Source organism: Methylobacterium sp. WSM2598, assembly GCF_000379105.1.
Lineage (GTDB): Bacteria > Pseudomonadota > Alphaproteobacteria > Rhizobiales > Beijerinckiaceae > Methylobacterium.
Window position 1 is genome coordinate 1,101,406 of the sequence record NZ_KB900609.1, and the last position, 23,568, is coordinate 1,124,973.

Genomic DNA, 23,568 nt, shown 5'->3' on the forward strand with positions numbered 1-23,568 from the left:
TCACGCCAAGCCTCCGTCGACGTGCCAGACCTGCCCGGTGACGTAGGAGGCGGCCTCCGAGGCCAGGAAGGCGAGCACGGCCGCGACCTCGTCGGGCCGCCCGACGCGCCCGAGCGGCACGGCCGCGATGGTCCGCGCCCTCGCCTCCGCCCCGAGCTTGCCGGCGGCCGGGTCGTCCTTGGCGATCAGCCCGGGCGCGACCGCGTTCACGCAGATCCCCTCCGGGGCGAGTTCGAGGGCGAGCAGGCGCACCGCGGTCTCCAGCGCCGCCCGGCCGAGCGCCGTCGCCGCGAAGGGCGTGAGCCCGGGGCGGATCGCGTGGGCCACGAAGGAGGAGACGGCGACGGCCCGCGGCGCGGCGGCGGCGGCGAGGAGCGGCCGGCAGGCCGCCACGAGCCGCAGGAAGGCGTCCGCCTCGTCGCGCCCGGGCAGGGCGGGCGGAAGGTCGAGGACCCGCCCGCGCCGGGCGCTCCCGGCCACCGCGACCAGGGCGTCGAGGCGCCCGAACGCGTCCGCCGCCGCCCGGGCGAGGGATGCGGCGGTCTCCGGCGCGGCGTCGTCGGCGATCCGCGTCGCGACGGCCGCCCCCGCGGCGCGGGCCGCCGCCGCGACGGCGGCGAGCCCCTCCGCATTCGCCCGGGTCGCGAGGAGCAGCCCGGCGCCGGGAGCGGCGAGGCGCAGGGCCGTCGCCCGGCCGATGCCGCTCGCGGCCCCGGTGACGAGGGTGGCGCGGGTCACCGCCGGCGTCACGCGCCCGCCCCCGGGAAGGGCAGGCGCCCTCGGTGGAAATGGCCGAGGAAGCTCAGCGTGGCGGGATCCCGCGGCGCGTCGATGACCTCGCGGGCGGGGCCCTCCTCGACCACGACGCCGTCGCGCAGGAAGACCACGCGGTCGGCCACCTCCCGCGCGAAGGCGATCTCGTGCGTGACCAGCACCATCGTCATACCCTCCGCGGCGAGGTCCCGGATCACGCCCAGCACCTCGCCGACGCGTTCGGGATCGAGGGCGGAGGTGGCCTCGTCGAACAGCATCACCTCGGGCTCCATGGCGAGCGCCCGGGCGATGGCGACGCGCTGCTTCTGGCCGCCCGACAGCGTGGCCGGATGCTGCGCGGCCCGCTCGGCGAGCCCGACCTTGCGCAGCTGCGCCATCGCCCGCGCCTCCGCCTCCGGCTTCGGCAGGCGCCGGACCGTGACGAGCGCCTCGGTCACGTTGCCGAGCACGGTCCGGTGCGGGAACAGGTTGAAGTGCTGGAAGACCATGCCGGTGCGGGCGCGGAACGCCGCCAGCGGCCTCGCGCCCGGCAGGGTCGCGCCGGGCCCGAAGGCGAAGCGCGTCTCGCCGACCCGGATCGTCCCGCCATCCGGCACCACCAGGAGGTTGATGCAGCGCAGGAGCGTCGACTTGCCCGAGCCGGAGGGGCCGATCAGGGCGACGACCCCGCCGGCCGGGACTGCGAGGTCGACCCCCCTCAGCACCGGAACGGCTCCGAAGCTCTTGCGCAGCCCGGTGATCTCGATCTTGGGCGCGGCGGTCACGCGCCCGCTCCGAGCCGGCGCTCGCCGATCCGCACCAGGACGGTCAGCGGGAACAGGATCACGAAATAGGCCACCGCCACCGCCGTGTAGGTTTCGAGCGGCCGGTAGCTGTCATGGGCCGCCACCTGCGCCTGGTAGACGAGGTCGGGCACCGCCAGCACCGAGACGAGCGAGGTGTTCTTGAGCTGGATGATCGACTGGTTCATCAGCGGCGGGACCATGCGCCGGAAGGCCTGCGGCAGGATGATCCGGCGCATGGTCTGGCCCGGGGTCATGCCGAGGGCGGCGCCGGCCTCGCCCTGGCCGGCATCGATCGAGACGATGCCGGCCCGGATGATCTCGGCGTAGAACGAGCCGCCGTAGCAGGACAGGGCGAGGAGCGAGGCCGTGACCGGCGACATCTCGAGGCCGGTGAGGATCGGCAGGGCGTAGTAGAACCAGATCAGCTGCACCAGGACCGGGGTGCAGCGAAAGATCTCCACGAAGCCGAGGACGAGGCCGCGCACGAGAGCGAGGCGCGACAGGCTGGCGAGCCCGCCGACGAGGCCGACGGCGAGACCGAGGGCGACGATGCCGGCCGTGAAGGCCACCGTCACGGCGAGCCCGTTGAGGAGCAGCCAGCGGTAGCCCCAGAGGACGCCAAAATCCCACACGTACATGCCGCGCCCCCGGGCCGGCCGCTCAGATCGACACGCCCGGCGGGAAATCGGCCTCGGTCACCCCGACGGATTCGAGGTTGCCGATGATCGCCGAGCGGATGAAGCCCATGCCCTTGTTGAACTCGATCCAGGTGCTGACGTAGTCGCGCCACGTCTTGTCGGCCTCGCGCCGGAAGCCGGCGTTCGAGGTGGTCGAGAAGATCGGCATCGGCAGCGTGAACTGGCCGAGGGCGGGGTTCTTCTTGAGGACGGTGAGGGAGAGGATGAAGACGAGGCACTGGGCGTCGACCCGCCCGGCCTGGAGGGCGGCGGTGGCGTCGTCCGCCCCCTTGAGCCGGGTGATCTGGGCCTTCGGGGCGAGCCGCGTCACCACCGCGTCGTGCGACGAGCCGGCATCGACCGCGATGCGCACGGCCGGATCGTTCATCTCCGCCCAGGTCTTCCTCTCGAAGCCCTTCCGGGTGATGAACGTGAAGGCGTTGGCGAAGACCGGGACCGAGAAGTCCACGACCAGGGCGCGCTTCGGCGTCGGGTTCAGGCCGAAGAACACGTCGGTCTTGCCGGCCTGCAGGTCGAGGACGGAGTTGCCCCAGGTGGTCTCGGTGACGTCGAGCTCGCATTCGAGCTCGTCGGCCAGGGCCTTGCAGATGTCGATGTAGAAGCCCTTCCACTGGCCGCTGGCGAGGTCCCTGTAATAGTAGGGGGCGCCGCCGTTCACCGCGCCGATGCGCAGCTTCCGGGTGCGGCGGACGCGCTCGAAGGTGGTCTCTCCGGCCGTCGGCTGGGCGGCGGCTGGCGCGGCCACGGCCGCCGCTCCCCCGGCGAGGGCGCCCATGCCGACCAGGGAGGCGATATCCCGGCGTGAGATCATGACCTGTCTCCTGTCCCGGCTCGGTTGTCCGGCGACGCAGGGGAATGGTCAAGCTCGCCGTGAGGCCGGCGCCGACGACCGCGCGGACCGGATGGCCGACGACGCTCCCGCGCGTCGATGCGGAGGATATCCGAGCGGTGGCGTCTTGTCCGATCCGGCGCTCGCGCCCGAACCCGTCGCGCGGGCTCCTACGCCGTCCGCAGGCCGCCCGGCACCACGGTCAGGACCGGCCGGCGCCGCCCGGAGGAGACCACCACCTCGCTCACCCCGTCCTGCTCCGCGACGACCTCGATCGCGCAGCCGAAGCCGCGCGCCACGCTGCGCGCCTGATCGAGGCTGGCGCTCGAGAGCAGGCGCGTGAAGCTGCGGCCGCCCTGCTGCGCGAGCTGCGCGACCAGCAGCCCGATCTCCACGCCTTCCTGGAAGCTCGCGTCCCGCCCCGGAAAGCGCAGGCGCAATCCGTCCTCAACCTGGATGTGGCGCATCCCCGTTCATCCCGCCGCCCGTGTCATCGTGCTGTCACGCTGGTTAACGGCAGCGAAACGCCTCGCCCAGAGCGGACGAGGCGTCGGCGCGCGCGCGGGCGGCACCGTTGTGGCGCGGCCACACCCGGGCCGCGCCGTGGCGCGGCCCGGGCGGGAAGCGGGATCGCGAACGGGCCGGTCAGCGCCGCGGCGTGGTGGGAGTGTCCGTCGTGCCGGTGCGGGTGACCTTGTCGCGCTCGTCCTCGATCTCGACCTCGGTCCGGCGGACCTTGTCGGAGACGGTCTCGGTGCGCTGCTCGACGTCCTTGCGCAGCCCGATCTCCTCCTTCACGCGGACGTCCTTCGAGACCACCGCCTCCTCGGCCCGCTCGGCGGCCTCGATCGTCCGCTCGGCGAACAGCCGCTCGTCGGCCTGGGTCGGCGCCCGGTCCACCGGCCGGCGCTCGAGATGGACGCGCTCCTCGCGCAGGCCCACCTGCTCCTGCACGGGCGTCTCGACCACGTAGGAACGCACCCGCACGCGGCCGGCCTCGGCCACCCGCTTGCCGACCCGCAGCCGCTCCTCGGCCACCGGGATCGTCTCGTCGCGGCCCACGGTCGCGCCGGTCGCCGTGCCGCCGCGCGCGGTCGCGGCGCCGGTCGCCGCGGTGGTGCGGGCGGTCGCGGTGCCCGACGCGGTGGCGCCCCGCGCCGTCGCGGTCGTGCCCGAGGCGGCGGCGGGGTAGCCGGTCCAGCCCTCGCGGCGCCACGCCGCCTCGCGCTCGTCCATGTGCACCGCGCCCGCGCCCTCGAGCACGTCCGCGATCCGGCTGGCATCGCCCGGCTCGGCCGTGACGATCACCATGGTGCCGCCCCGGCTCATGCCCTCGGCGTAGGCGTAGCGATCCTCGTCGGGCATGAAGATGTCCTTCAGGGACGCCCAGAAGCCGCCCTCGTCCCGGCGATGGTCGTAGGACGTGCCCGTCGCCGTGGTGCTGCTCTGCGTCTCCGGGGAGAGGCGGATGCTCGTGCGGGGCACGCCGAGCGCGACGACGCGCTCGATGGCGGCCTCGGCCTCGCGGCGGCTGTCGAAGAGGGCCGTGATGGTCTGCGACATACTCTACTCCTCCGTGGGGAAATCGGGGTTGGGGGTGCCATCGGGCCGGAGACGCTCGATGGTCGCGTGCTGGCGGCGCAGGGTGACGGGGAGCTCCACGTCCTCCCCCCGGGTCGTCTGGCGGATATGCACCTCCTCCTTGAGGATGAGGCGCTTCTCGACCACGAGGACCTCTTCCAGGACGGGGATGATGGTCACCCCCGCCTCGGTGCGAACCTGAGGGGCCGGCTCGCCTTCGGCGATGACGCGGTCGATCGGGACGCGGCTCACCCCGACGGCGTCGCTGCGCAGGGTCTCGCGCAGCACCTGCTCGCTCAGCGCGACGTGGGTCCGCACCCGCACCCGCCCCGTCTCGACCACGCGCTTGTCGATCCGGGCGGTTTCTTCCGCAATCGGGATAGTCTGGGAGGACTCCGACAGCTCTACCGCTGCAGTCGACCTCACAGACGTCTCGGAATGCCGTTCCGCATGACGATCAGAGCTCGCCTGATCGTTTCCTTCAGCAATGCTGATCGGGTCAGAGCTTGGTTTCATCGTCCGCCACCTGCTCGGCGGGAGAACCCAGGGCGGGGCGGAGCTGTTCCAAGGAATGTTAATTTCTTTCACATCGGCCAAGCTCTCGCGCCGGGACGGCGCCGCCGGATCCGCCGCCATTTAACCGTCAGCTGCGCGCGGGGGCCGAACTCCGATCGGACGGGAGCGTTCCCGGCACTCCTCCCGGCGCAAATCCCCTCCGTCCATCGTGTCAGAAGCCAAGACCATCACCTTCAAGGGGCGCGGCCACGCCTCCCGCATCCAGGGACGCATCCTCCTGAAGGTCTGCCCGCTCTGCTCCCAGAAGAACTCGCCCCAGGCCGAGCCGACCGGGCGCTGCGGCTGGTGCGCCTACGTGCCCGACCCGCGCGACATCGAGATCGCGCGGCCCGGCACCCTCTGACCGGAGCCGCCGCGCCCACCTTCGGGCTTCGCGCCACGCGGGGCCGTCAGCCGCGGCGGCCCTCGACGAGCCGCGCGATCGCCCGCACGATGTGCCGCGGCTCGATCGGTTTCTGGAGCCGCACGACGTCCCCGAACTCGGCCGGGATGACGGCTTGGTCGTAGCCGGTGAGGAAGATGAACGGCGTGCCGGCCTGGAAGAGCGCGCGGGCCGTCTCGAAGGAGGGGCCGGCGCCCAGGTTGATGTCCACCACGGCGGCGGTCACGCCGCCCGCGCGCAGGGCCGCGAGGGCGGCCTCCTCGCGCGGGAAGGGTCCCACCACCACGGCACCGGCGGCCTGCAGGGCGGCTTCCGCGTCGCTGGCGAGGAAGAAATCGTCCTCCGCCACCAGGACGCGCTGCCCGACGAGGCTGGGCTCACCGATCATGTCGAGGGCACCTCCGCTGACGCCCGTGCGGACCGGCGCGTCGGTTTCGAGGATACTGGGCGCCGGCCCCAAGGGGAACTCGATGCTGGCCTCGGCGCCCTCGCGGGTGACCGCGAGGCGTCCGCGGCCGCCGAGTTCGTAGGGGACCCGCTGCTCGATCAGGCTGGTGCCGAAGCCGCGGTGGGCGGGCGGCGCCCAGTCGGGCTCGGGCGGGCGGGTCTCGGACCAGGCGAGCCGCAGCCAGGGCCGTCCGTCGGGACGGGTCAGGCGCCAGCGCGCGACGACCCGCCCCCGGGACCCCGCCAGGGCCCCGTGCTTCAGGGCGTTCGTCGCGAGTTCGTGGACGGCCAGCGACAGCACCTCGGCGGCTTTGGGGGCGAGCGTCACGGGCGGGCCGGAGAGGTCGTACTGCCCCGGGTCCTGGGCCTGGGCCTCGAGTTCGGCCCGCACGAGCGCGTCGACCTCCACGCCCAGATTCGCCGCCCGGGTCAGCAGCGCCTGGGTCCGGGCGAGGGCCATCAGCCGCCCCGACAGGAGCTCCGCGTAGTCGCGCACGTGCATCGCGGTGTCCGCCGTGCGCGCCGTGACCGAGCGGATCATCGCCATGATGTTGCGCACCCGGTGCTGCAGCTCGGCCAGGAGCACCGCCTGGTGCTCGGCCGATTGCTTCGCCTCGGTGACGTCGCTGGCGATGCCGGCGAGGCGCTGCACCCGCTCCTCCGGGCCGAAGAGCGGGAAGTCGGTGCTGCGGATCCAGCGGAAGGCGCCGTCCGCCGGCCGGCGGATCCGGAACTCGTGCGTCACCGAACGGCCCTGCCGCACCTCGTCGAGCCGCCGCAGCGCCGCCTCGCGGTCGTCCGGCACGATCAGGGCGCCCCAGCGGCGCGGGTCGCCCGCCACCGCCTCGCGCGGCAGGCCGTAGATCGGCTCGAAGGCGGGACTCAGGAATTCCAGCGCGAGCGTGTCGGCCGACCGGATCCAGAGGATGTCGGAGGACGCGTTGGCGAAGTGCCGGAAGCGCTCCTCGCTGCCGCGCAGGGCCGCCTCGGCACGGGCCCGCTCCACCGCCGCCCAGGTGCGCTCCGCCGTCTCCTCGGTGATCGCGACCTCGTCGGGCCGGAAATCGTGCGGGCCGGCATAGTGCACCGTGAGGATCGCCACGAGCCGGCCCTGCTTGACCAGGGGCACGCAGAGCGTCGCGCCGACCCCCAGCGTGGCATGCGCGGCCTTCTCGGCCGGCGTCATCAGCGGATCGGCCTGGATGTCGGGGCGCACGCAGGGGCGCCCCGCCCGCAGCGCCTCCATCAGCTCGCGCCCGTAATCGGCGTAGCGGTAGCGCCCGGCGATGCTGGGCCCCCCCCGGGTCCAGTCCTGCTTCAGGTCGACATGCGCGCCGTCGCCCACATCCTCCGCGTAGGCCACCCGGTCGGCGCCCAGGTGCTCCCCGAGGGCCCGCTGGGCCGCCTGCTGCACCGCGACCGGGTCGTCGAGGTCGCGCAGCGCGTCGCTCAGCGTCAGCAGGAAGGCTTGGCGCTCCTCGCTCCTGCGCAGGGCGCGCTCGGCCAACCGGCGGGCCGTCGTCTCGACCGCCACCATCAGGAAGCCGCCGACCTCACCGCTCTCCAGCCGGACGGGGGTCCAGCTCGCCGTGAACCATCCGGTCCGCGGGCCGTCGCCGCGGCTCCAGAGGTCGAAGGGGGTGTCGTCCCAGAGCTGGGACGTCCCGGCGAGCGTCGCCTCGACCGCCGGGCGCAGGAAATCGGCGAGTTCCGGCCAGACCCGCACCAGCGGCGCCCCGAGCGCGCCCGGATGCTTGTCGCCGAGGATCGCCCGGTAGGCGTCGTTGTAGAGCAGCGCCGCCTCCTTCCCCCAGCAGAGGCCCGCCGGCTGGCGCATGGCGAGCACCAGCTGAAGGGTGGTGCGCAGGTCCCGCGGCCAGCCCGCCAGCGGCCCGAGCGGCGTCGCGTCCCAGGCGTGGGCGCGGATGCACCCGCCCATCTCGCCGCCGCCGTACGGCCACGTGCCGCTCCCGGCGCTCTCGCGCTCATGACGCAAGGATGCACACCCATTTCCGCGCTCACGCCGAGGACCATCGCGCATCCGGAGCCTCCCGCCGGCCGCAGCGTGGCCGGCAGTTCGACGCCAGAGCGGGATTGCTGTCAACCGAGCGCCGCCGTCGAGCCGCGCCGACCGACGATAAGTCGCATCCGAGACGATCTCGGCCTCCCGCCCCGCAAGTGACCGGGATCGATCGATCTCGTCGGCCGACGGACAAGGGATCTGCTTTGCGATGCTGTCCCGCCGACGTTCCGTGAGCTCGCTCCTCCGCGAGCGGGTCCTGGAGTAGCCTGGCGGACTCGCCGCCTCGGTCGCCGTCGCGATCGCTCTCCCGGCGATTAGCCAAGGAGCCCTACAACCAAGAAGTCATGAAAACGACGCCCCGCAACCAAAGGGAGCGGATGGCAGCCTCTGCTCCAGGGCGCGATCCGGTTGGACGCTCGGCCCAACGGCCTAGGTCGCCGGGAAACATTGTGCACGAAATATTAGATGTCTATTGCAAACGGTACAATTCCAATGTGGCCCTGGGAGGCTTCCATGACCCGCATCGCCCTCACGATTCCCGGCCCGAGCCGCTCGGCGATCTCGATCGGGCTGCTCGGGGCCGTCGGTGCTGTGACGGCGCTGCTGGCCGGCCTGACCCTCGCCCCCGAGCCGGCCATCTCGTCACCCTCGGCGCCGGCCGCGGTAAGCCACCCGGTCGCCGCACCGCGCGCGGCCGGGCCCAAGGCGATGCCCTCCGGCGAGCCGCGGCGCGCGGTGCGGGTCGTCTATCCGGGACCCGTCGTCGCGCGGTGAGCGCGTTCGGCCGCGCGGGATCGCTGCTCCCGCGCGGCGGAGGAGCCGGCCGCCCGGCCGGCTCCCGCCACGGCCTCAGCGCGCGGCGAGCTGCTTGGGCAGGCGGAAGGCCCAGAAGCTCGCGCCCTGGGTGATGCCGGCCGTGGACTTCGCCACCTCGCCGCCCCAGAGCGGCACCGCGCCGCCCCAGCCCGCCGCGACGCCGATCCACTGCTCGCCGTCCTGCTCCCAGGTGATCGGCGAGGACACGACCCCGGTGCCGAGCTGGAACTTCCAGACCTCCTCGCCGGTCTTCGCGTCGAAGGCCTTGAGGTAGCCCTCCGGCGTGCCGGTGAAGACGACGTCGCCGCCCGTGGTCAGCACGCCGCCCCACAGCGGCGCCTTGTTCTTGTACTCCCACACCACCTTCTGGGTCGCCGGATCGATCGCCTTGAGCGAGCCGATATGGTCCTCGAAGACCGGCCTGATGGTGAAGCCGGCGCCCAGATAGGCGGCGCCCTTCTTGTAGGCCACCGGCTCGTTCCACAGGTCCATGCCCCACTCGTTCGAGGGCACGTAGAACAGCTTGGTGTCCGGGCTGTAGGCCATCGGCATCCAGTTCTTGCCGCCGAGGAAGCTCGGGACGGCGAAGACCGTGCTGCCCTTCTTGCCGTCCTGCGACTGCGACGGGTCGGAGGGGCGGAAGGCCGGGTCGTAGATCGGCCGCCCGTCGCCGTCGATGCCCTTGGCCCAGCTGATCTTCGCCACGAACGGCATCGCGCTCAGGAACGTCCCGTTCGCGCGGTCGAGCACGTAGAAGAAGCCGTTGCGATCGGCGGTCGCCCCCGCCTTCACCACCTTGCCGTCCTTGTGCAGGTCGAAGGGGATGAACTCGTTGACGCCGTCGTAGTCCCAGCCGTCGTGCGGGGTGGTCTGGAAGCCCCAGACGATCTCGCCGGTATCCGGGTTGATCGCCAGCCGCGACGACGACCACTTGTTGTCGCCCGGCCGCGTCGCGCTGTTCCACGGGCCGGGATTGCCGGTGCCGTAGTAGATCAGGTTGGTCTCGGCGTCGTAGGTGCCGCCGAGCCAGGTCGCGCCGCCGCCGAACTTCCAGGTGTCGCCCGGCCAGCTCTCGTTGACCTTGCCGGTCATGGTCGAGGGCTTGCCGTGGAGGGTGCCGACGTGGCCCTCGATCACCGGCCGCGACCAGACGAGTTCGCCGGTCTCGGCGTCGCGCGCCTCGACCCGGCCGACCACGCCGAACTCGCCGCCCGAGACGCCCGTGATGATCTTGCCCTTCACGATCATCGGCGCCGCCGTGAAGGAGTAGCCGGCCTTGTAATCGTCGATGTCCTTGCGCCAGATCACCTTGCCGGTCCTGGCGTCGAGCGCCACCAGCTTGGCGTCGAGGGTGCCGAAGTAGAACCGGTCCTTGTAGAGCGCGCCGCCGCGGTTGACGACGTTGCAGCAGGGCAGGATGCCCTCCGGCAGGCGGGCGTTGTACTCCCAGATCTTCTCGCCCGTGCGGGCGTTGATGGCGAAGGCGCGGCTGTAGGAGCCGGTCACGTAGATCACGCCGTCGTGCACCAGCGCCTGGCTCTCCTGGCCGCGCTGCTTCTCGCCGCCGAACGAGAACGAGTAGGCCGGGACGAGGCCCTTGATCGTGTCCCGGGTCAGGGCCTTGAGGGGGCTGTAGCGCTGGCCCTGCAGGCCGAGCCCGTAGGTGACGACGTCGCCCGGGGTCTTGGCGTCGTTGGCGATGTCCTGGTCCGTCACGCCCTCGGCCCGGGCGGCGCCGAGCATCAGCGCCAGCGCGCCCGCCGTCGTATACAAAATCGCACGTAATCGCATGATGTGTCCTCCTCCGCGAGACCCTGCCGCCCGTTCTCGTGCGCAGGGCGAGTGAAGCTTGCGCGGCGGCCGCCGCGGCGACCGCCCGTGTCGCCCTCCCTCCGGTCAGTCGTCGGACGGGGGCGTGAAGGTGACGCCGTGCCGGGCGAACAGGGCCTGCATCTCCCCGCTCGCCGCGAGGGCGGCCAGCGCGTCGCCGACCGCGTAGGCGAGGTCCCGGGAATCCTGGCGCACGGCGCCGCCGATCGCCCAGCGGGTGCGCACCGGCCCCGGCACGGCGAGTTCGGTGACGGCGACGCCCTCGGCCTTCGGGCCGGCCGCGCGCAGGGCCCCCTCGATCGCCGCCCGCGTGCCGCCGAGCACCGGGGCCTCCCCGGCGAGGAAGGCCGTTGCCGCCGCCTCGAAGCTGCGGAAGTGGCGGATATGGGCGCGCAGCCGCCCGCCCTCGGCCAGCATCAGCAGCGTGTCGGCGGCGCTGGTCCCCTCGACGGCGACCGGGTTGGCCTCGCTCGCCGCCAGGGAATCGAAGGCCTCCACCCTGTCCCGGCGATACGCGAAGGCGACGCGCTGCTCGCAATAGGGCAGGGTGAAGAAGACCTGCGCGTTGCGCAGCGCGAGCTGCCGGTCGGTCGGCACGTGCAGCATCAGGTCGGCGAGGGCCGTGCCGGCGAGGTCGCCGCGCCAGAGGTTGAGGCGGAAGTCGCCGTCGACGCTCTCGCCCGCCTCGACGAGGCGCAGGTCGAGGGCGACCTTGAGGCGCTCGGCGATCCGGCGGGCGAGGTCGACCTCGATCCCCGCGGGCCCGGCCGCGCCGTCATCCGAGAAGGGGGCGTTCTCGCGGTAGACCGCGACCCGCAGCGTGCCCGAGGCGACCACGTCGTCGAGGGGGCGGGCGGCGGCCGGCGCCGCCAGGGCGGCGGACAGGGCGGCGGACAGGGCGGCGAGGAGGACGAGGCGGCGCATCGCCCCGCTCACCCCTCGTCCACGTGGCGGGACTCGATGTAGGAGCGGATCGCCCACATCGCCTCCTGCGAGAGCGCGTCCCGGAACGGCGGCATCTTGTAGGTGCCGTTGATCATGGCGCCGTTCTGGATCCGCTCCATGAACCACGCGTCGCCCTCGCTGCCCGTCTCGAGCCTGCGCAGGTCGGGCGCGAGGCCGCCGGAGATCACCTCCAGGCCGTGGCAGCGGGCGCAGTTCTGGGTGTAGCCCGAGTAGCCGATCTCCACGGCCTTGGGATTGCCCCGGTAGGGATTCTCGGCGAGCAGGTCCGGCCCGAGCGCCGGCAGGCCCTTGGTGTCCACCGGCTGCGGCTGCACGTCCCCGTGGCCGTGGACGACGCTTGCGCTCGCGGCCGCGAGGGCCGCGGCCAGCAGGGTGCGGCGGGCGATCGGCGGAATCCGCATCGGTCTCAACCTCTTCCTTGGTGAGTTCATCCCCGGCGACCACGGAGCGTGATCGCATGCTTCGGCCCGTCCTCGGCCGCTCCGGGAGCGCCGGGCGGGACCGCACTTGATTCTCAGTTCTGCACGCTGGATGTCTTCATCCGGCCGACAAAGCGGCCTGGCTGCGACCATAATGCTTTCATGTACCAAATCAATAGCAATCTAGACTGTTCAACCTTTGGTACAATTCAGTGTTTAACTTTTGGTCCAAGTGGCTCGTCTGGGCCGGGCGGCCTATCCTGCGGGGCACGAGGCGGCACGACCGCCGCGAGGAGATGCAGCGATGCGAGGCACCGGCCTTCGCGCGGCGCGCCTGCTGCTGGCGGGGGCCGTCGCCTTCCTGTCCACGGGCCTCGCCGCCGCCGCGCAGGCCGTGGTGGCCGTCCACTACCTGGAGCGCCGGGTGGACCGCCCGGTCCCGCTCAACAACGAGGAGCCGGTCCCCGAGGACCAGGGTCTGCGCGGCGCCGAACTCGGTCTGCGCGACGCGCAGGCGACGGGGCGCTTCGTGGGCCTGGGCTTCTCCCTGAACAGCACCGTGGTCGGGCCGGGCGAGGACATCCGCGCGGCGCTCTCGCGCATCCTCGCCGCGCAGGCGCCGCGCTTCGTGGTCGTGAACGCCCCGGCGGGCGACCTCCTGGCGCTGGCCGACGCGGAGGCGGCGGGAGGCACGGTCTTCCTCAACATCGGCGCCGCCGACACGCGCCTGCGCGACCAGGATTGCCGGGCGCGGGTGCTGCACCTGCTGCCCTCCCGGGCGATGCTGACCGACGCCCTGGTGCAGTTCCTGGTCGCCAAGCGCTGGACCCGGCTCCTCCTCCTGTCCGGGCCCGCCCCGGCGGACGCGCTCTACGCCGAGTCCCTGCGCCGCAGCGCCCGCAAGTTCGGGGCCCGGGTGGTGGCGGAGGCGCGCTTCGACCCGCAGGGGGCCGACATCCGCGATTCCGCCGCGCAGGAACTGGCGCTCGCCTCGCGCGGGCCCGAGCACGACGTGGTGGCGGTGGCCGACGAGGCGGGCGCCTTCGGGGCGAGCCTCGTCTACAACACGGCCTCGCCGCGGCCCGTCGTCGGCACGCACGGGCTCACCCCGACGGCCTGGGGCCGGCCGGTCGAGGCCTGGGCGGCGGCCCAGCTCCAGACCCGCTTCCGCAAGCTCGCGGGCCGGCCGATGGACGCGGTCGATTACGCGGGCTGGCTCGCCGTGCACGCGGTCGGCGAGGCGGCCGCGCAACTGCGCAGCGCCGATCCCGACGCGATCGCCGACCTGCTCCTGTCCGGGCGCTTCGAACTCGGCGGCTTCAAGGGGCGGGCGTTGAGCTTCCGGCCCTGGAGCGGCGAGTTGCGCCAGCCGGTCTTCCTGCTCTGGCCCGGCGCCGTCGCGGCGACGGCGCCGCTCGCGGGCTTCCTCCACCAGCGCACCGAACTCGACACGCTCGGCCTCGACCAGCCCGAGAGCGCCTGCCGGGCGATGCGCGACCCGCGGCGCGGCAGCTGATGCGGCGGCGCGCGGCAGGCCTCCTCGCGCTGCTCCGGGCGGGCGCGGCGCCCGGGGCGGAGGTCTTCGTCACCAACGAGCGCGACAACACCGTCTCGGTGATCGATTCGGAGCGCCTCGAGGTGGTCCGCACCTTCGCGGTCGGGCGCCGGCCGCGCGGGGTGGCCTTCTCGCGGGACGGGCGCCGCCTCTTCGTCTGCGCGAGCGATTCCGACGCCGTCCAGGTGATCGACCCCGAGACCGGCCGGCTCCTCGACAACCTGCCCTCCGGCCAGGACCCGGAGCAGTTCGCCCTGCACCCGGACGGGCGCCGCCTCTTCATCGCCAACGAGGAGAACGCCACCACGACGGTGGTGGACGCGGCCGAGCGCCGGGTGCTGGCCCAGATCGACGTCGGCATCGAGCCGGAGGGCATGGCGGTGAGCCCGGACGGGACCCTCGCGGTCACGACCTCGGAGACCACCAACATGGTCCACTGGATCGACGCGGCGACGCTGCGCGTCGTCGACGCCACCCCGGTCGGCCAGCGGCCCCGCTACGCCGCCTTCACGGCGGACGGCGCGACGCTCTGGGTCTCCTCGGAGGTCGGCGGCACGGTGGCGGTGATCGACGTCGGGACCCGCCGGGTCCGCCGCACGATCGGGTTCGAGATCAGGGGCGTGGCGCCGGACCGGATCCAGCCGGTCGGGATCCGGCTCACCCGCGACGGGCGCCTCGCCTTCGTGGCGCTCGGCCCGGCCGACCGCGTGGCGGTGGTGGACGCCGCGACCTTCGAGGTGCTGGGCTTCATCCTGGTCGGGCGCCGGGTCTGGCACCTCGCGCTCACGCAGGACGAGGGCCGCCTGTTCACCACCAACGGCGTCTCGGGCGACGTGACGGTGATCGACGTGGCGACCCGCCGGGCCCTGCGCAGCGTCAAGGTCGGGCGCTATCCCTGGGGCGCCGCCGTGCGCCCGACCGGGGCCGCGCCGTGAGGGGGGGCTCAGCCGGCCTCCCCCTGGCGCCGCCGTGGCCCGCACGGGCCGTGAGGGCGGCGCGGCGCGCCATCCGCCTCCTCGCCCCGCTGCTCGCCCTCTGGCTCCCCGCCGCGGCCGGGGCCGGCACCCTCGACCGGGCCGGGCTGGAGCGGCTCTTCCCCCCTCCCCTCGTGGTCGGCGAGCGCGACGACGCCCTGCCGGTCTGGCCGATCCTCAAGCAGGAGGCGGGCCGCTACGACGTCTTCGCCTACGCGTACGAATCGGCCGACCTCGCGCCGATCCCGGGCTTCGGCGGCACGCCGCCGAACCTGCTGGTCGCGCTGGCGCCCGACGGCAGCTTCCGGGACGTGCGGGTGCTCTCGCACCGCGAGCCGGTCTTCCTGGAAGGGCTCGGCGAGGGGCCGCTCTTCGCCTTCGTCGCGCAATATGGGGGGATGTCGGCCCGGCGGCCGATCCGGGTCGGGCGCGCCAACGCGCGGGCCAACGGCGCCCCACCCGCCTCCACGGTGGACGGGGTGTCGATGGCGACCGCCTCGACCCGGGTCATCAACGAATCGCTGCTCGCCGCCTCCCTCGCCGTGGCGCGCGCCAAGCTCGGCTTCGGCGCCGGCCAGAGCGCGGCCCTGCGCGTCGAGGCGCGGCCCGGCCCCGTCGAGAGCCTGACCTGGGACGCGCTCCTCGCCCGCGGCTTCGTGCGGCGCTTCGCGCCCACGCACCGGGCCGTCGAGGCGGCCTTCGCGGGATCGGGCTTCGAGGGCCCGGCGCCGGCCGCGCCCGACGCGCCCTTCGCGGAGATCTACCTCGCCTATCTCAACCTGCCGACCATCGGCCGCGCGCTGCTCGGCGAGGCGCGGCACGCGGCGCTGATGGCCGAGATCGGCCCCGGCGCCCACGCGGTCCTAGTCCTGTCGGCCGGGGCCTGGAGCGCGCTCGGCGAGGACTTCGTGCTCGGCGCGATCCCGGAGCGCTTCGGCCTCGGCCAGCGCGGGCTCGGGGTGACCGCCCGCGACCTCGCCATCGAGCGCCGCGGCGCCGGACCGCCCGGCATGCCGGAGGGGCCCTGGTCGATCCTGAGGATCGCCCCCGAGGCGGGCTTCGACCCCTCGGCGCCCTGGAGCCTGACCCTGCGGATCACCCGCGAGAAGGGCCAGATCTTCCCCGAGCGCGCGACCCGGGAGGTCGCCGCCGACTACGCCCTGCCGCCCGACCTCTTCGTCCGGGAGGCGCCGGAGGAACCCGCGACCTGGACCGAGCCGTGGCGAGCGCGGGCGGCGGACCTCGCGCTGATCGGCGCCGCCCTCGCCCTCCTGGTCGCCGTGCTCGCGCGCCCGCGCGGCCTCGCGGCCCGTCCCCGGCCCTTCGCGGCCTTCCGCCTCGCCTACCTCGCCTTCACCCTCGTGGTGATCGGCTGGGTGGGGCAGGCGCAGCTCTCGGTCGTCACCCTGATCGGCCTCGTGCGCGCCGCGACGGTCACGGGCGACCTCAGCTTCCTCCTCTACGACCCGCCCTCGCTCCTCCTGTGGGGCTTCGCCCTGGCGACGCTCGCGGTCTGGGGCCGCGGCACCTTCTGCGGCTGGCTGTGCCCCTTCGGGGCGCTGCAGGAACTCGCGGCCGCCGCCGCCCGTCCCCTGCGCCTGCGCCTGCGCCCGCGCGTCCCGGGCCCCGCCGCGGACCGGGCGCTGCGCCGGCTCAAGCACCTCCTCCTCGCCGCCATCCTGGCGAGCGCCGCCCTCTCGGCCCCCCTGGCGGATGCCCTGGCCGAGGCCGAGCCGTTCAAGACCGCGATCACGCTCGGCTTCGTCCGGGGCGCGCCCTTCTGCGCCTACGCGGCCGCCCTCCTGCTCCTCAACCTCTTCGTCTACAAGGGTTTCTGCCGCTACCTGTGCCCGCTCGGCGCGGGCCTCGCGCTGCTCGGCCGCCTGCGGCTCCTCGACTGGATCCCGCGCCGGCCCGAATGCGGCAGCCCCTGCCAGCTCTGCCGCGTGCGCTGCCGCTACGGCGCCATCGCGCCGAGCGGCCGCATCGACTACGCGGAGTGCTTCCAGTGTATGGACTGCGTCACGATCATCCAGGATCCCCGGCAATGCGTGCCGGCGATCCTGGCGCGCAAGCATCCGGCCCGCAAGTACCCGGGCCACAAGCACCCGGCGCGGCCCCGGCCGGCCCCGGCCGAGACGGCGTGAGGCCGGGCCGGCGCCGCCTCCTCGTCGGCGCCGCCGGGGCCCTCGCGGGGCTCGGCGGGGCCGGCCTCCTCGCCCTCGCCCGGGCGCGGGGGCTGCGCACCGCGAGCCGGGCCGGGCTCGCCTTCGGGACCACCGTGTCGCTCACGCTCGCGGGGCCGGACGCGGCCGCCCTCGAGGCGGCCCTCGCCGAGGGCTTCGCGGAGATCCGGGCGGTGGAGCGCGCCGCGAGCCTGTTTCGCGCCGACAGCGCCCTGTCGCGGCTCAACCGCGAGGGCCGGCTCGACGGGGCCGACCCGCACCTGCTCGCGCTCGCGCGCTTCGCCCTCGACCTCGCGGCGGCGAGCGCGGGGGCCTTCGACCCGACCGTGCAGCCGCTCTGGCAGGCCTGGGCCGAGGCGGCGGCGCGCGGGGCGCGCCCGACCCCCGCCGCCCTCGCGCGGGCCGGCGCCCTCGTCGACTGGCGCGAGGTCCGGATCGACGGGCACAGCCTGCGCCTGCTCCGGCCGGGCGCGGCCCTGACGCTGAACGGGATCGCCCAGGGCTACGCCGCCGACCGGGTGATGGCGGCCCTGGCGCGCCGCGGCGTGCGGGACGCCCTCATCGACACGGGCGAGCTGGGCGCGGCCGGCCGGCGGGCGGACGGGTCGGCGTGGCGGCTCGGGATCGCCCATCCGCGGCGCGCCCGCACCCTCGCGGCGACGGTCGCGCCCTTCGCGGGCTTCGCCGCGACCTCGGGCGACTACGCCACCGCCTTCACGCCGGATTTCCGCCACCACCACATCGTCGATCCGGCCACCCGCGCCTCGCCCCCCGACCTCGCCTCGGTCACCGTCCTGGCCCCGTCGGGATTGCTGGCGGACGGGCTGTCGACCGCCGCGATGGTCCTGGGCGAGACGGGGGCCCGGGCCCTGCTCGCCCGTTACTCCGGTTGTTCAGGACATTTCATTGCAAAGATCTGATCTTAACTGATCATGCCCGGCTTGCGGCGGCCGCCGTTCTCGCGCAGCCTGTGGCGAAGCCGGAAGCGGAGCGGCCGACGGGCCGGCGCGCGGCGGGGATCGGCCCGGGCCGGTTCCGTCAGGGAGGGGCCTGGTGGGCACGGGACGACCGATGCGGGCGCATGCCTGCGGCGTGCAGACGGCGTGGACCGAGGCGGACGGGGCCGCGCAGGCGGCCGAGGCCATCGCCGCCGCCCTCGACCGGGACGAGGTCGGCCACCTCCTGGTGTTCTTCTCCGCGGAATACGACGCCGCCGCCCTGGCCGAGGCGCTGCGGACCCGGTTTCCGGGCATCGGGGTCGCGGGCTGCACCGCCTCGGGAGAGATCTGCGCCGCGGGCGGCCTGGAGCGGGGTCTCGTCGCCGTCGCCTTCCCGCGCGAGGGCTTCCGCGTGGTCTCGACGGTCCTCACCGGCATCGATTGCCTCGACGGGGAAGCGACGGTCGCGGCGATGCGCGGGCTGCGCGCGCGGCTCGGCCAGGCCGCCCCCGTCCCGCTGCACCGCTTCGCCCTGTCGCTGATCGACGGCCGCACCCACGCGGAGGAGAGGGTCATCTCCGCGGTGGCCTGGGGCCTCGACGCCATCCCCCTGGTGGGCGGTTCGGCCGGCGACGCCCTGACCTTCTCGCGCACCGCGCTGATCCACGACGGGCAGGCGTACCGCAACGCCGCCGTGGTGGCGGTCGTGGAGACGACCTACCCGGTCGAGATCTTCAAGATCGACAATTTCGAGCCGACGCCGGTGAAATTCGTGGTGACCGAGACCGACGCGGCCAACCGCACGGTGCGGGAGCTCAACGCCGAGCCGGCGGCCGCCGAGTACGCGCGCGCGGTCGGCCTGCGCCCGGGCGAGCTCTCGCCGATGACCTTCGCGACCCACCCGCTGGTGGTGCGGGTGGGGGGCGACTATTTCTGCCGCGCGATCCGCCGCCTCAACCCGGACGGCTCGCTCGGCCTGTTCTGCGCGATCGACGAGGGGGTGGTGCTGACTCTGGCGCGCCAGCGCGACCTCCTGGCCTCGACCGAGGAGGCTCTGGTCGACCTCGACGCGCGCCTGGGCGGCCTCGACCTCGTGATCGGCTTCGAGTGCGTGCTGCGCCGGCTCGACGCCGAGATGCACCAGATCCGACACCCGATCTCGGAACTCTATCGGAAGTACGGTGTGGTCGGCTTCGAGACGTTCGGGGAGCAGTACCGATCGACCCACCTCAACCAGACCTTCACGGGGATCGCGATCGGCCGGATGTGACGGGGCGCGGGGCGGCGCCCCCCGGCCGAGTGGCTGATGGACCCGCCCGAAGGGCCGTCGGCCGTCAGAGCCCCGGGATCGCGAAGGCCCCGCCCTCCGCCGGCCGGTCGAGGCGGCGCTGGCCGCGGGCCGGGATCGGGCGGCTGTAGGCGGCCCGCCCCGGGCCGGTGATCCGCACCCGGTCGGTGGACCCGGGCAGGTACTCCATCCAGCCCTTCGCCACGAGGTCGGCGTGGGTCTTGGGGCCGGAATAGACCTGCGCGATGGACGCCCATTCCGCGTGCAGCAGCGCGCGGAGGGCCTTGCGCTCGAGTTTCGTCGGGATGGAGGGATTGCTCGGCCGGAACGCCATCGGTGCGCTCACCTGAGAGGAATTGCCAAGGCGTGGAAGGGGGGGAGCCGCGCGGGCGCGCGGCTCCCCGAAATCCTCGCCGGCCCGAAGGCCGGCGGGGGAGCGGGGTCTCAGAAGAAGCCGAGGGCCTTTGGCGAGTAGCTGACCAGGAGGTTCTTGGTCTGCTGGTAGTGGTCGAGCATCATCTTGTGGGTCTCGCGCCCGATGCCCGACTGCTTGTAGCCCCCGAACGCCGCGTGGGCCGGGTAGGCGTGGTAGCAGTTCGTCCACACCCGGCCGGCCTGGATCTCCCGCCCGAANCGGTAGGCCCGNGTCCCGTCCCGCGTCCACACCCCGGCGCCCAGCCCGTAGAGCGTGTCGTTGGCGATCGCCAGCGCCTCGGCCTCGTCCTTGAACGTCGTCACCGACAGCACCGGCCCGAAGATCTCCTCCTGGAAGATCCGCATCCGGTTGTGGCCCCGGAACACCGTCGGCTTCACGTAGAAGCCCTCGGCGAACTCGCCCGCCAGCACCGCCCGCTCGCCGCCGGTCAGCAGCTGCGCCCCCTCCTGGCGGCCGATGTCGATGTAGGACAGGATCTTGGCCAGCTGCTCGCCCGAGGCCTGGGCGCCGATCATCGTGGCCGGGTCGAGCGGCGAGCCCTGCCGGATCGCCTCCACCCGCGCCACCGCCTTCTCGATGAAGCGCTCGTAGATCGATTCCTGCACCAGCGCCCGGCTCGGGCAGGTGCAGACCTCGCCCTGGTTGAGGGCGAACATCGCGAAGCCCTCCAGCGCCTTGTCCAGGAACGCGTCGTCCCGCGCCATCACGTCCTCAAAGAAGATGTTGGGCGACTTGCCCCCCAGCTCGAGCGTCACCGGGATCAGGTTCTGGCTGGCGTACTGCATGATCAGCCGCCCGGTCGAGGTCTCGCCCGTGAAGGCGATCTTGGCGATGCGCGGCGAGGAGGCCAGCGGCTTGCCCGCCTCCAGGCCGAAGCCGTTGACGATGTTGAGCACGCCGGCCGGCAGCAGGTCGCCGATGATCTCGGCCAGGACCAGGACCGAGGCCGGGGTCTGCTCGGCGGGCTTGAGCACCACGCAGTTGCCGGCCGCCAGGGCCGGGGCGAGCTTCCAGACCGCCATCAGGATGGGGAAGTTCCACGGGATGATCTGGCCGACCACGCCGAGCGGCTCGTGGAAGTGGTAGGCGACGGTGTCGTGGTCGATCTCGGAGAGCGAGCCCTCCTGGGCGCGCACGCAGCCGGCGAAGTAGCGGAAATGGTCGATGGCCAGCGGGATGTCGGCGTGGGTGGTCTCGCGGATCGGCTTGCCGTTGTCCCAGGTCTCGGCCAGCGCCAGCAGGTCGAGGTTGTCCTCCATGCGGTCGGCCATCCTGGTGAGGATGCGGGCGCGCTCGGCCGGGGCGGTGCGGGCCCAGGCGTCCTTGGCGGCGTGGGCGGCGTCGAGGGCGCGCTCGATGTCCTGGGCGTCGGAGCGGGCGACCTCGCAGATCAGCCGCCCGGTGAGCGGCGACGTGTTCTCGAAGTAGCGGCCCGCCGCCGGCGCCACCCACTGCCCGCCGATGAAGTTGTCGTAGCGCGCCGCGAACGGCGAGGCGGTCTGGCCGCGCAGGAATTCCGGCTTGTTCATGGTGTCCTCCCAGGATCCTCGCCCTCGTCGGGTGCGGGGCGAGCCGTCCTGTCCTGAGCAGCCCGCGTGCCAGGCCGCCGCCGCCGCCCCGCCGCCGGATCTTGCGACGCGGTAAGTCCCTGGCAATGCTTCACGGCCGCGGGGTCATGCGGGGAGCGTGCCGGGCAAGACCCGGGTTGGGTCCCGGCCGGGTCGCGGGCGGTCGCGCGGCCGAAGCTGCGACAGCTGTTGCGGCTGTCGCAGGTTGCGACAGCGCGCGGCGGCGCTCAGCCGGTGACCGGCCGGCGCAGGGGCCCATAGGTCGCCCGGTAGCTGCGCGGCCCGAGGAAGGGCAGGAGCAGGCGCCTCGCCAGATCCGGCATCCGGGCCGCGCGCGACATCCGGTCGGTCATGGCCTGCACGTGGGCCACGCGGGGGCGCCGCAGCCGCTCGTAGGCGGCGCCGGCCTCGCCCCACGCCGCCGGGCGGTCCAGCACCCGCGCCAGGACCAGCGCGTCCTCCAGGGCGAGGGCGGCCCCCTGCGCCCAGACCGGCGCGGTCGCGTGCGCCGCATCCCCCGCCAGCAGCACCCGGCCGGCGTGCCAGCGCGGCGCGCGCACCTCCTCCAGCGGCGAGTGATGGAGGGAGGACGGCCGCGCGAGCGCGGCCGCGAGCGCCTCGCGCACCCGCCGGGGAAAGCGGGCGAAGACGGGCGCGACGGATCCGAGGGCGTCGCCCGCCGGCGCGGCGCCGGTCACCGCGACCCAGCCGTAGGCCTCGCCCCGGTCGACCGGGATGAGCAGGAAGAGGCCGCCCCCTCCGCTCCAGAGCGTCCAGGCCTCGACCCCCGGATTGGGGATCATGAAGCGCCAGCTCGCCCCGGCGAGGCGCGCCGCCTCGGGCGCCGCGCCCCCGAACACGGCCCGGCGGACGGTCGAGTGCACGCCGTCCGCCCCGACCAGGAGGCCGCCCGTCTCGGCCGTGCCGTCGCTCAGCACCGCCGCGACGCCGCCCGGATCCTGCCGGACCGCCGCGAGGCCGCGCCCCTGCCGCACCGCCTCCTCCGGCAGGCCGCGCCGCAGCAGGCGCAGGAGGTCGGCGCGCCGCAGGCAGCGGGGCCGCGCCCGCGCGCCCCAGAACGCCTCCTCGTCGACGCGGAAGATCAGGCGGTCCGCCGCGTCGCGGTACTCGCGCCGCGCCAGGGGCTGGCCGAGACCGCGCAGCTCCTCCCCGAGGCCGAGCGCGTCCAGGGCCTGGACCGCGTTGCCCGGCAGGTTGATGGCGAGCCCGGCCGCGGCCGGCTCGTCCCGCCGCTCCAGGGTGAGCGAGGGGATGCCGCGCCGGTGCAGGGCCCGCGCGACGGCGAGGCCCGCGATGCCGCCGCCGCCGATCAGGACTCGGTCCGCCGTCTCAGGGTTCATCGGGGTGCCTTTCTCGGATCCGCGGCCTCACGCCGGCCGGGCGCGCACGCAGGCGACCCGGAGCGGCTCGTGGCGGCCGCGCAGGGCATGCGCGCCGAGATCCTCGGCCAGGAGGTCGGGCGGGAGCGGGCCGAGCCGGTCGAGCAGGTCGCCGGAGACCAGCACCGTGACCCCGAGCTCCTTGGCGAGCGCCTCGAGGCGGCTCGTCGTGTTCAGGGTGTCGCCGAAATACGCGATCTTGTGCCGCTCCAGGCCGATCTCGGCGGTGACGACTGAGCCGCAATGCAGGGCCGCGCGGAAGCCCGGCACCTGACCGAACCGCGACTCCCAGGAGGCGGCGTCCGCGGCGAGGCGGGCGGCGAAATCGAAGACGCAGCGCAGGCAGGCGGCGTCGCGGCTGCCCTGCGCCAGGGTCCAGCTCACCAGGGCCATGTCCCCGACATAGTCGTCGATCGAGCCGCGCGAGCGATGGACCGGCAGGGCGAGCGCGCTGAAGATCTCGCCGAGATATTGCTGCGCCGCGAGGTCGCCGCGCTCCTCGGCGAAGCGCGTCGAGCCGGACACGTCGAGGAACAGGAAGATGCGCTCCTCGCTGATCGGCCGGTGGTAGCGGCCGATCAGCAGGTTGGCGAAGACCCGCGGGCCGATCAGGTCGCGGACGCGGAACACGAAGGCGATCAGCACCGAGATCGCGAGCGCGTAGAGGAAGCCGGTCCGCGACATCATCATGGCGGCGCGGGCGCTCGGCATCAGGCCGAAGACGTGGTGCAGCAGCGTCCCGGCGGCCGCGTTGCCGAGGACGATCATCGCCACGTAGGTCGCGACCGTGGCCGCGGCGAAGAGGGGCGTGGCGGCCCGGCGGACCCGGTCGCGCCAGGCCGCGAGCAGCAGCCCGCGCTCGTAGAACAGGATCGGCGACCCGATCAGGGCGCCCCGGAGCGCCGGCTCCGAGAGCGGGCCGGTGCCCGAGAGGGCCGCGTAGGCGAGGCCCGCCAGCGCCCCCAGCGCGGGCGCGGCGATCCAGAAGCCGGGTCGGGACGAGGGCATCGGGCTCCTGTCGGGTCGCGCCGCGGGCGCAGCGCGCTCCCGATACATCACCCGGCGCGCGAGTTCATGTCCGACGCCGCGCGAGGCCG

General features: G+C 74.0%; 22 protein-coding genes. 7 read left to right on the forward strand and 15 right to left on the reverse strand.

Features of this window, described 5'->3' with window-relative positions; genetic code table 11:
• From MET2598_RS0105335 to MET2598_RS0105365, 7 genes are all read right to left on the reverse strand, one after another.
• Nucleotides 1-750, reverse strand: a complete 750-nt coding sequence (locus MET2598_RS0105335) for an SDR family NAD(P)-dependent oxidoreductase (RefSeq protein ID WP_012333414.1) — start codon at nt 748-750, stop codon at nt 1-3.
• Entirely contained in the window at nt 747-1,538 is a 792-nt protein-coding gene (locus tag MET2598_RS0105340; protein ID WP_018260111.1) for an amino acid ABC transporter ATP-binding protein, read from the reverse strand. Before MET2598_RS0105340 ends, MET2598_RS0105335 begins: the two co-directional genes overlap by 4 nt.
• Nucleotides 1,535-2,197 (reverse strand): amino acid ABC transporter permease, encoded by a 663-nt coding sequence (locus MET2598_RS0105345; protein WP_012333412.1) that lies wholly within the window; start codon nt 2,195-2,197, stop codon nt 1,535-1,537. The genes MET2598_RS0105340 and MET2598_RS0105345 overlap by 4 nt, the downstream gene beginning before the upstream one ends.
• A 22-nt stretch (nt 2,198-2,219) precedes the next feature.
• Nucleotides 2,220-3,068 carry a transporter substrate-binding domain-containing protein gene (locus MET2598_RS0105350; RefSeq protein ID WP_018260112.1) on the reverse strand — a complete coding sequence of 283 codons (849 nt, stop codon included), beginning with the start codon at nt 3,066-3,068 and terminating at the stop codon, nt 2,220-2,222.
• A gap of 188 nt (nt 3,069-3,256) precedes the next feature.
• On the reverse strand, nt 3,257-3,553 hold the full coding sequence (locus MET2598_RS0105355) for a hypothetical protein (RefSeq protein WP_012333410.1): 297 nt from the start codon (nt 3,551-3,553) through the stop codon (nt 3,257-3,259).
• Between the two features lie 178 nt (nt 3,554-3,731).
• Nucleotides 3,732-4,649 (reverse strand): YsnF/AvaK domain-containing protein, encoded by a 918-nt coding sequence (locus MET2598_RS0105360; RefSeq protein ID WP_018260113.1) that lies wholly within the window; start codon nt 4,647-4,649, stop codon nt 3,732-3,734.
• A gap of 3 nt (nt 4,650-4,652) precedes the next feature.
• The gene (locus tag MET2598_RS0105365) at nt 4,653-5,183 is read right to left on the reverse strand and encodes a YsnF/AvaK domain-containing protein (RefSeq protein WP_026190528.1); all 531 of its coding nucleotides are present in this window, start codon (nt 5,181-5,183) and stop codon (nt 4,653-4,655) included.
• 208 nt (nt 5,184-5,391) lie between these two features.
• On the opposite strand from MET2598_RS0105365, the gene MET2598_RS0105370 reads away from it, so the two are divergent.
• Nucleotides 5,392-5,586: a hypothetical protein gene (locus tag MET2598_RS0105370; RefSeq protein WP_012333407.1), complete on the forward strand. Its 195-nt coding sequence runs from the start codon at nt 5,392-5,394 to the stop codon at nt 5,584-5,586.
• Between the two features lie 46 nt (nt 5,587-5,632).
• On the opposite strand, the gene MET2598_RS0105375 is transcribed toward MET2598_RS0105370, so the two are convergent.
• A complete protein-coding gene (locus MET2598_RS0105375; protein WP_236728666.1) occupies nt 5,633-8,068 on the reverse strand; it encodes an HWE histidine kinase domain-containing protein in 2,436 nt (811 codons plus the stop codon).
• Between the two features lie 540 nt (nt 8,069-8,608).
• On the opposite strand from MET2598_RS0105375, the gene MET2598_RS0105380 reads away from it, so the two are divergent.
• Nucleotides 8,609-8,869, forward strand: coding sequence for a hypothetical protein (locus MET2598_RS0105380; protein WP_018260117.1), 261 nt, complete (start codon nt 8,609-8,611; stop codon nt 8,867-8,869).
• Nucleotides 8,870-8,944: 75 nt separating this feature from the next.
• On the opposite strand, the gene MET2598_RS0105385 is transcribed toward MET2598_RS0105380, so the two are convergent.
• From MET2598_RS0105385 to pedF, 3 genes are all read right to left on the reverse strand, one after another.
• Nucleotides 8,945-10,702, reverse strand: coding sequence for a PQQ-dependent methanol/ethanol family dehydrogenase (locus tag MET2598_RS0105385; RefSeq protein WP_026190529.1), 1,758 nt, complete (start codon nt 10,700-10,702; stop codon nt 8,945-8,947).
• 105 nt (nt 10,703-10,807) lie between these two features.
• Nucleotides 10,808-11,665 (reverse strand): substrate-binding periplasmic protein, encoded by an 858-nt coding sequence (locus MET2598_RS0105390; RefSeq protein WP_018260119.1) that lies wholly within the window; start codon nt 11,663-11,665, stop codon nt 10,808-10,810.
• Nucleotides 11,666-11,673: 8 nt separating this feature from the next.
• Entirely contained in the window at nt 11,674-12,108 is a 435-nt protein-coding gene (pedF, locus tag MET2598_RS0105395; RefSeq protein ID WP_018260120.1) for a cytochrome c-550 PedF, read from the reverse strand.
• Nucleotides 12,109-12,430: 322 nt separating this feature from the next.
• On the opposite strand from pedF, the gene MET2598_RS0105400 reads away from it, so the two are divergent.
• From MET2598_RS0105400 to MET2598_RS0105420, 5 genes are all read left to right on the forward strand, one after another.
• The gene (locus tag MET2598_RS0105400; protein ID WP_018260121.1) at nt 12,431-13,642 is read left to right on the forward strand and encodes an ABC transporter substrate-binding protein; all 1,212 of its coding nucleotides are present in this window, start codon (nt 12,431-12,433) and stop codon (nt 13,640-13,642) included.
• Nucleotides 13,642-14,616, forward strand: a complete 975-nt coding sequence (locus MET2598_RS0105405; RefSeq protein ID WP_018260122.1) for a YVTN family beta-propeller repeat protein — start codon at nt 13,642-13,644, stop codon at nt 14,614-14,616. The genes MET2598_RS0105400 and MET2598_RS0105405 overlap by 1 nt, the downstream gene beginning before the upstream one ends.
• 50 nt (nt 14,617-14,666) lie before the next feature.
• Nucleotides 14,667-16,802, forward strand: coding sequence for a 4Fe-4S binding protein (locus tag MET2598_RS0105410; protein ID WP_018260123.1), 2,136 nt, complete (start codon nt 14,667-14,669; stop codon nt 16,800-16,802).
• Complete coding sequence (locus MET2598_RS0105415) at nt 16,799-17,761, forward strand: FAD:protein FMN transferase (protein WP_018260124.1); 963 nt, start codon at nt 16,799-16,801, stop codon at nt 17,759-17,761. The genes MET2598_RS0105410 and MET2598_RS0105415 overlap by 4 nt, the downstream gene beginning before the upstream one ends.
• 151 nt (nt 17,762-17,912) lie before the next feature.
• Complete coding sequence (locus MET2598_RS0105420; protein WP_012333397.1) at nt 17,913-19,049, forward strand: FIST signal transduction protein; 1,137 nt, start codon at nt 17,913-17,915, stop codon at nt 19,047-19,049.
• Between the two features lie 64 nt (nt 19,050-19,113).
• Here the strand turns inward: MET2598_RS0105420 and MET2598_RS0105425 are convergent, their stop codons facing one another.
• From MET2598_RS0105425 to MET2598_RS0105440, 4 genes are all read right to left on the reverse strand, one after another.
• Nucleotides 19,114-19,401 (reverse strand): hypothetical protein, encoded by a 288-nt coding sequence (locus MET2598_RS0105425; RefSeq protein WP_018260125.1) that lies wholly within the window; start codon nt 19,399-19,401, stop codon nt 19,114-19,116.
• Nucleotides 19,402-19,511: 110 nt separating this feature from the next.
• Complete coding sequence (gene adh / locus MET2598_RS0105430; protein ID WP_012336432.1) at nt 19,512-21,032, reverse strand: aldehyde dehydrogenase; 1,521 nt, start codon at nt 21,030-21,032, stop codon at nt 19,512-19,514.
• Nucleotides 21,033-21,298: 266 nt separating this feature from the next.
• A complete protein-coding gene (locus MET2598_RS0105435; protein ID WP_018260126.1) occupies nt 21,299-22,432 on the reverse strand; it encodes an FAD-dependent monooxygenase in 1,134 nt (377 codons plus the stop codon).
• 27 nt (nt 22,433-22,459) lie between these two features.
• On the reverse strand, nt 22,460-23,479 hold the full coding sequence (locus MET2598_RS0105440; RefSeq protein ID WP_018260127.1) for an adenylate/guanylate cyclase domain-containing protein: 1,020 nt from the start codon (nt 23,477-23,479) through the stop codon (nt 22,460-22,462).
• Nucleotides 23,480-23,568 lie beyond the last annotated feature (89 nt).

Bases quoted from the DNA above. Each gene is read 5' to 3' on its own strand.
- MET2598_RS0105345 (WP_012333412.1), bottom strand. From the start codon at position 2,197: ATGTACGTGTGGGATTTTGGCGTCCTCTGGGGCTACCGCTGGCTGCTC.
- MET2598_RS0105350 (WP_018260112.1), bottom strand. From the start codon at position 3,068: ATGATCTCACGCCGGGATATCGCCTCCCTGGTCGGCATGGGCGCCCTC.
- MET2598_RS0105355 (WP_012333410.1), bottom strand. From the start codon at position 3,553: ATGCGCCACATCCAGGTTGAGGACGGATTGCGCCTGCGCTTTCCGGGG.
- MET2598_RS0105360 (WP_018260113.1), bottom strand. From the start codon at position 4,649: ATGTCGCAGACCATCACGGCCCTCTTCGACAGCCGCCGCGAGGCCGAG.
- MET2598_RS0105365 (WP_026190528.1), bottom strand. From the start codon at position 5,183: ATGAAACCAAGCTCTGACCCGATCAGCATTGCTGAAGGAAACGATCAG.
- MET2598_RS0105380 (WP_018260117.1), top strand. From the start codon at position 8,609: ATGACCCGCATCGCCCTCACGATTCCCGGCCCGAGCCGCTCGGCGATC.
- MET2598_RS0105385 (WP_026190529.1), bottom strand. From the start codon at position 10,702: ATGCGATTACGTGCGATTTTGTATACGACGGCGGGCGCGCTGGCGCTG.
- MET2598_RS0105390 (WP_018260119.1), bottom strand. From the start codon at position 11,665: ATGCGCCGCCTCGTCCTCCTCGCCGCCCTGTCCGCCGCCCTGTCCGCC.
- pedF (WP_018260120.1), bottom strand. From the start codon at position 12,108: ATGCGGATTCCGCCGATCGCCCGCCGCACCCTGCTGGCCGCGGCCCTC.
- MET2598_RS0105400 (WP_018260121.1), top strand. From the start codon at position 12,431: ATGCGAGGCACCGGCCTTCGCGCGGCGCGCCTGCTGCTGGCGGGGGCC.
- MET2598_RS0105405 (WP_018260122.1), top strand. From the start codon at position 13,642: ATGCGGCGGCGCGCGGCAGGCCTCCTCGCGCTGCTCCGGGCGGGCGCG.
- MET2598_RS0105420 (WP_012333397.1), top strand. From the start codon at position 17,913: ATGCGGGCGCATGCCTGCGGCGTGCAGACGGCGTGGACCGAGGCGGAC.
- MET2598_RS0105425 (WP_018260125.1), bottom strand. From the start codon at position 19,401: ATGGCGTTCCGGCCGAGCAATCCCTCCATCCCGACGAAACTCGAGCGC.
- MET2598_RS0105435 (WP_018260126.1), bottom strand. From the start codon at position 22,432: ATGAACCCTGAGACGGCGGACCGAGTCCTGATCGGCGGCGGCGGCATC.
- MET2598_RS0105440 (WP_018260127.1), bottom strand. From the start codon at position 23,479: ATGCCCTCGTCCCGACCCGGCTTCTGGATCGCCGCGCCCGCGCTGGGG.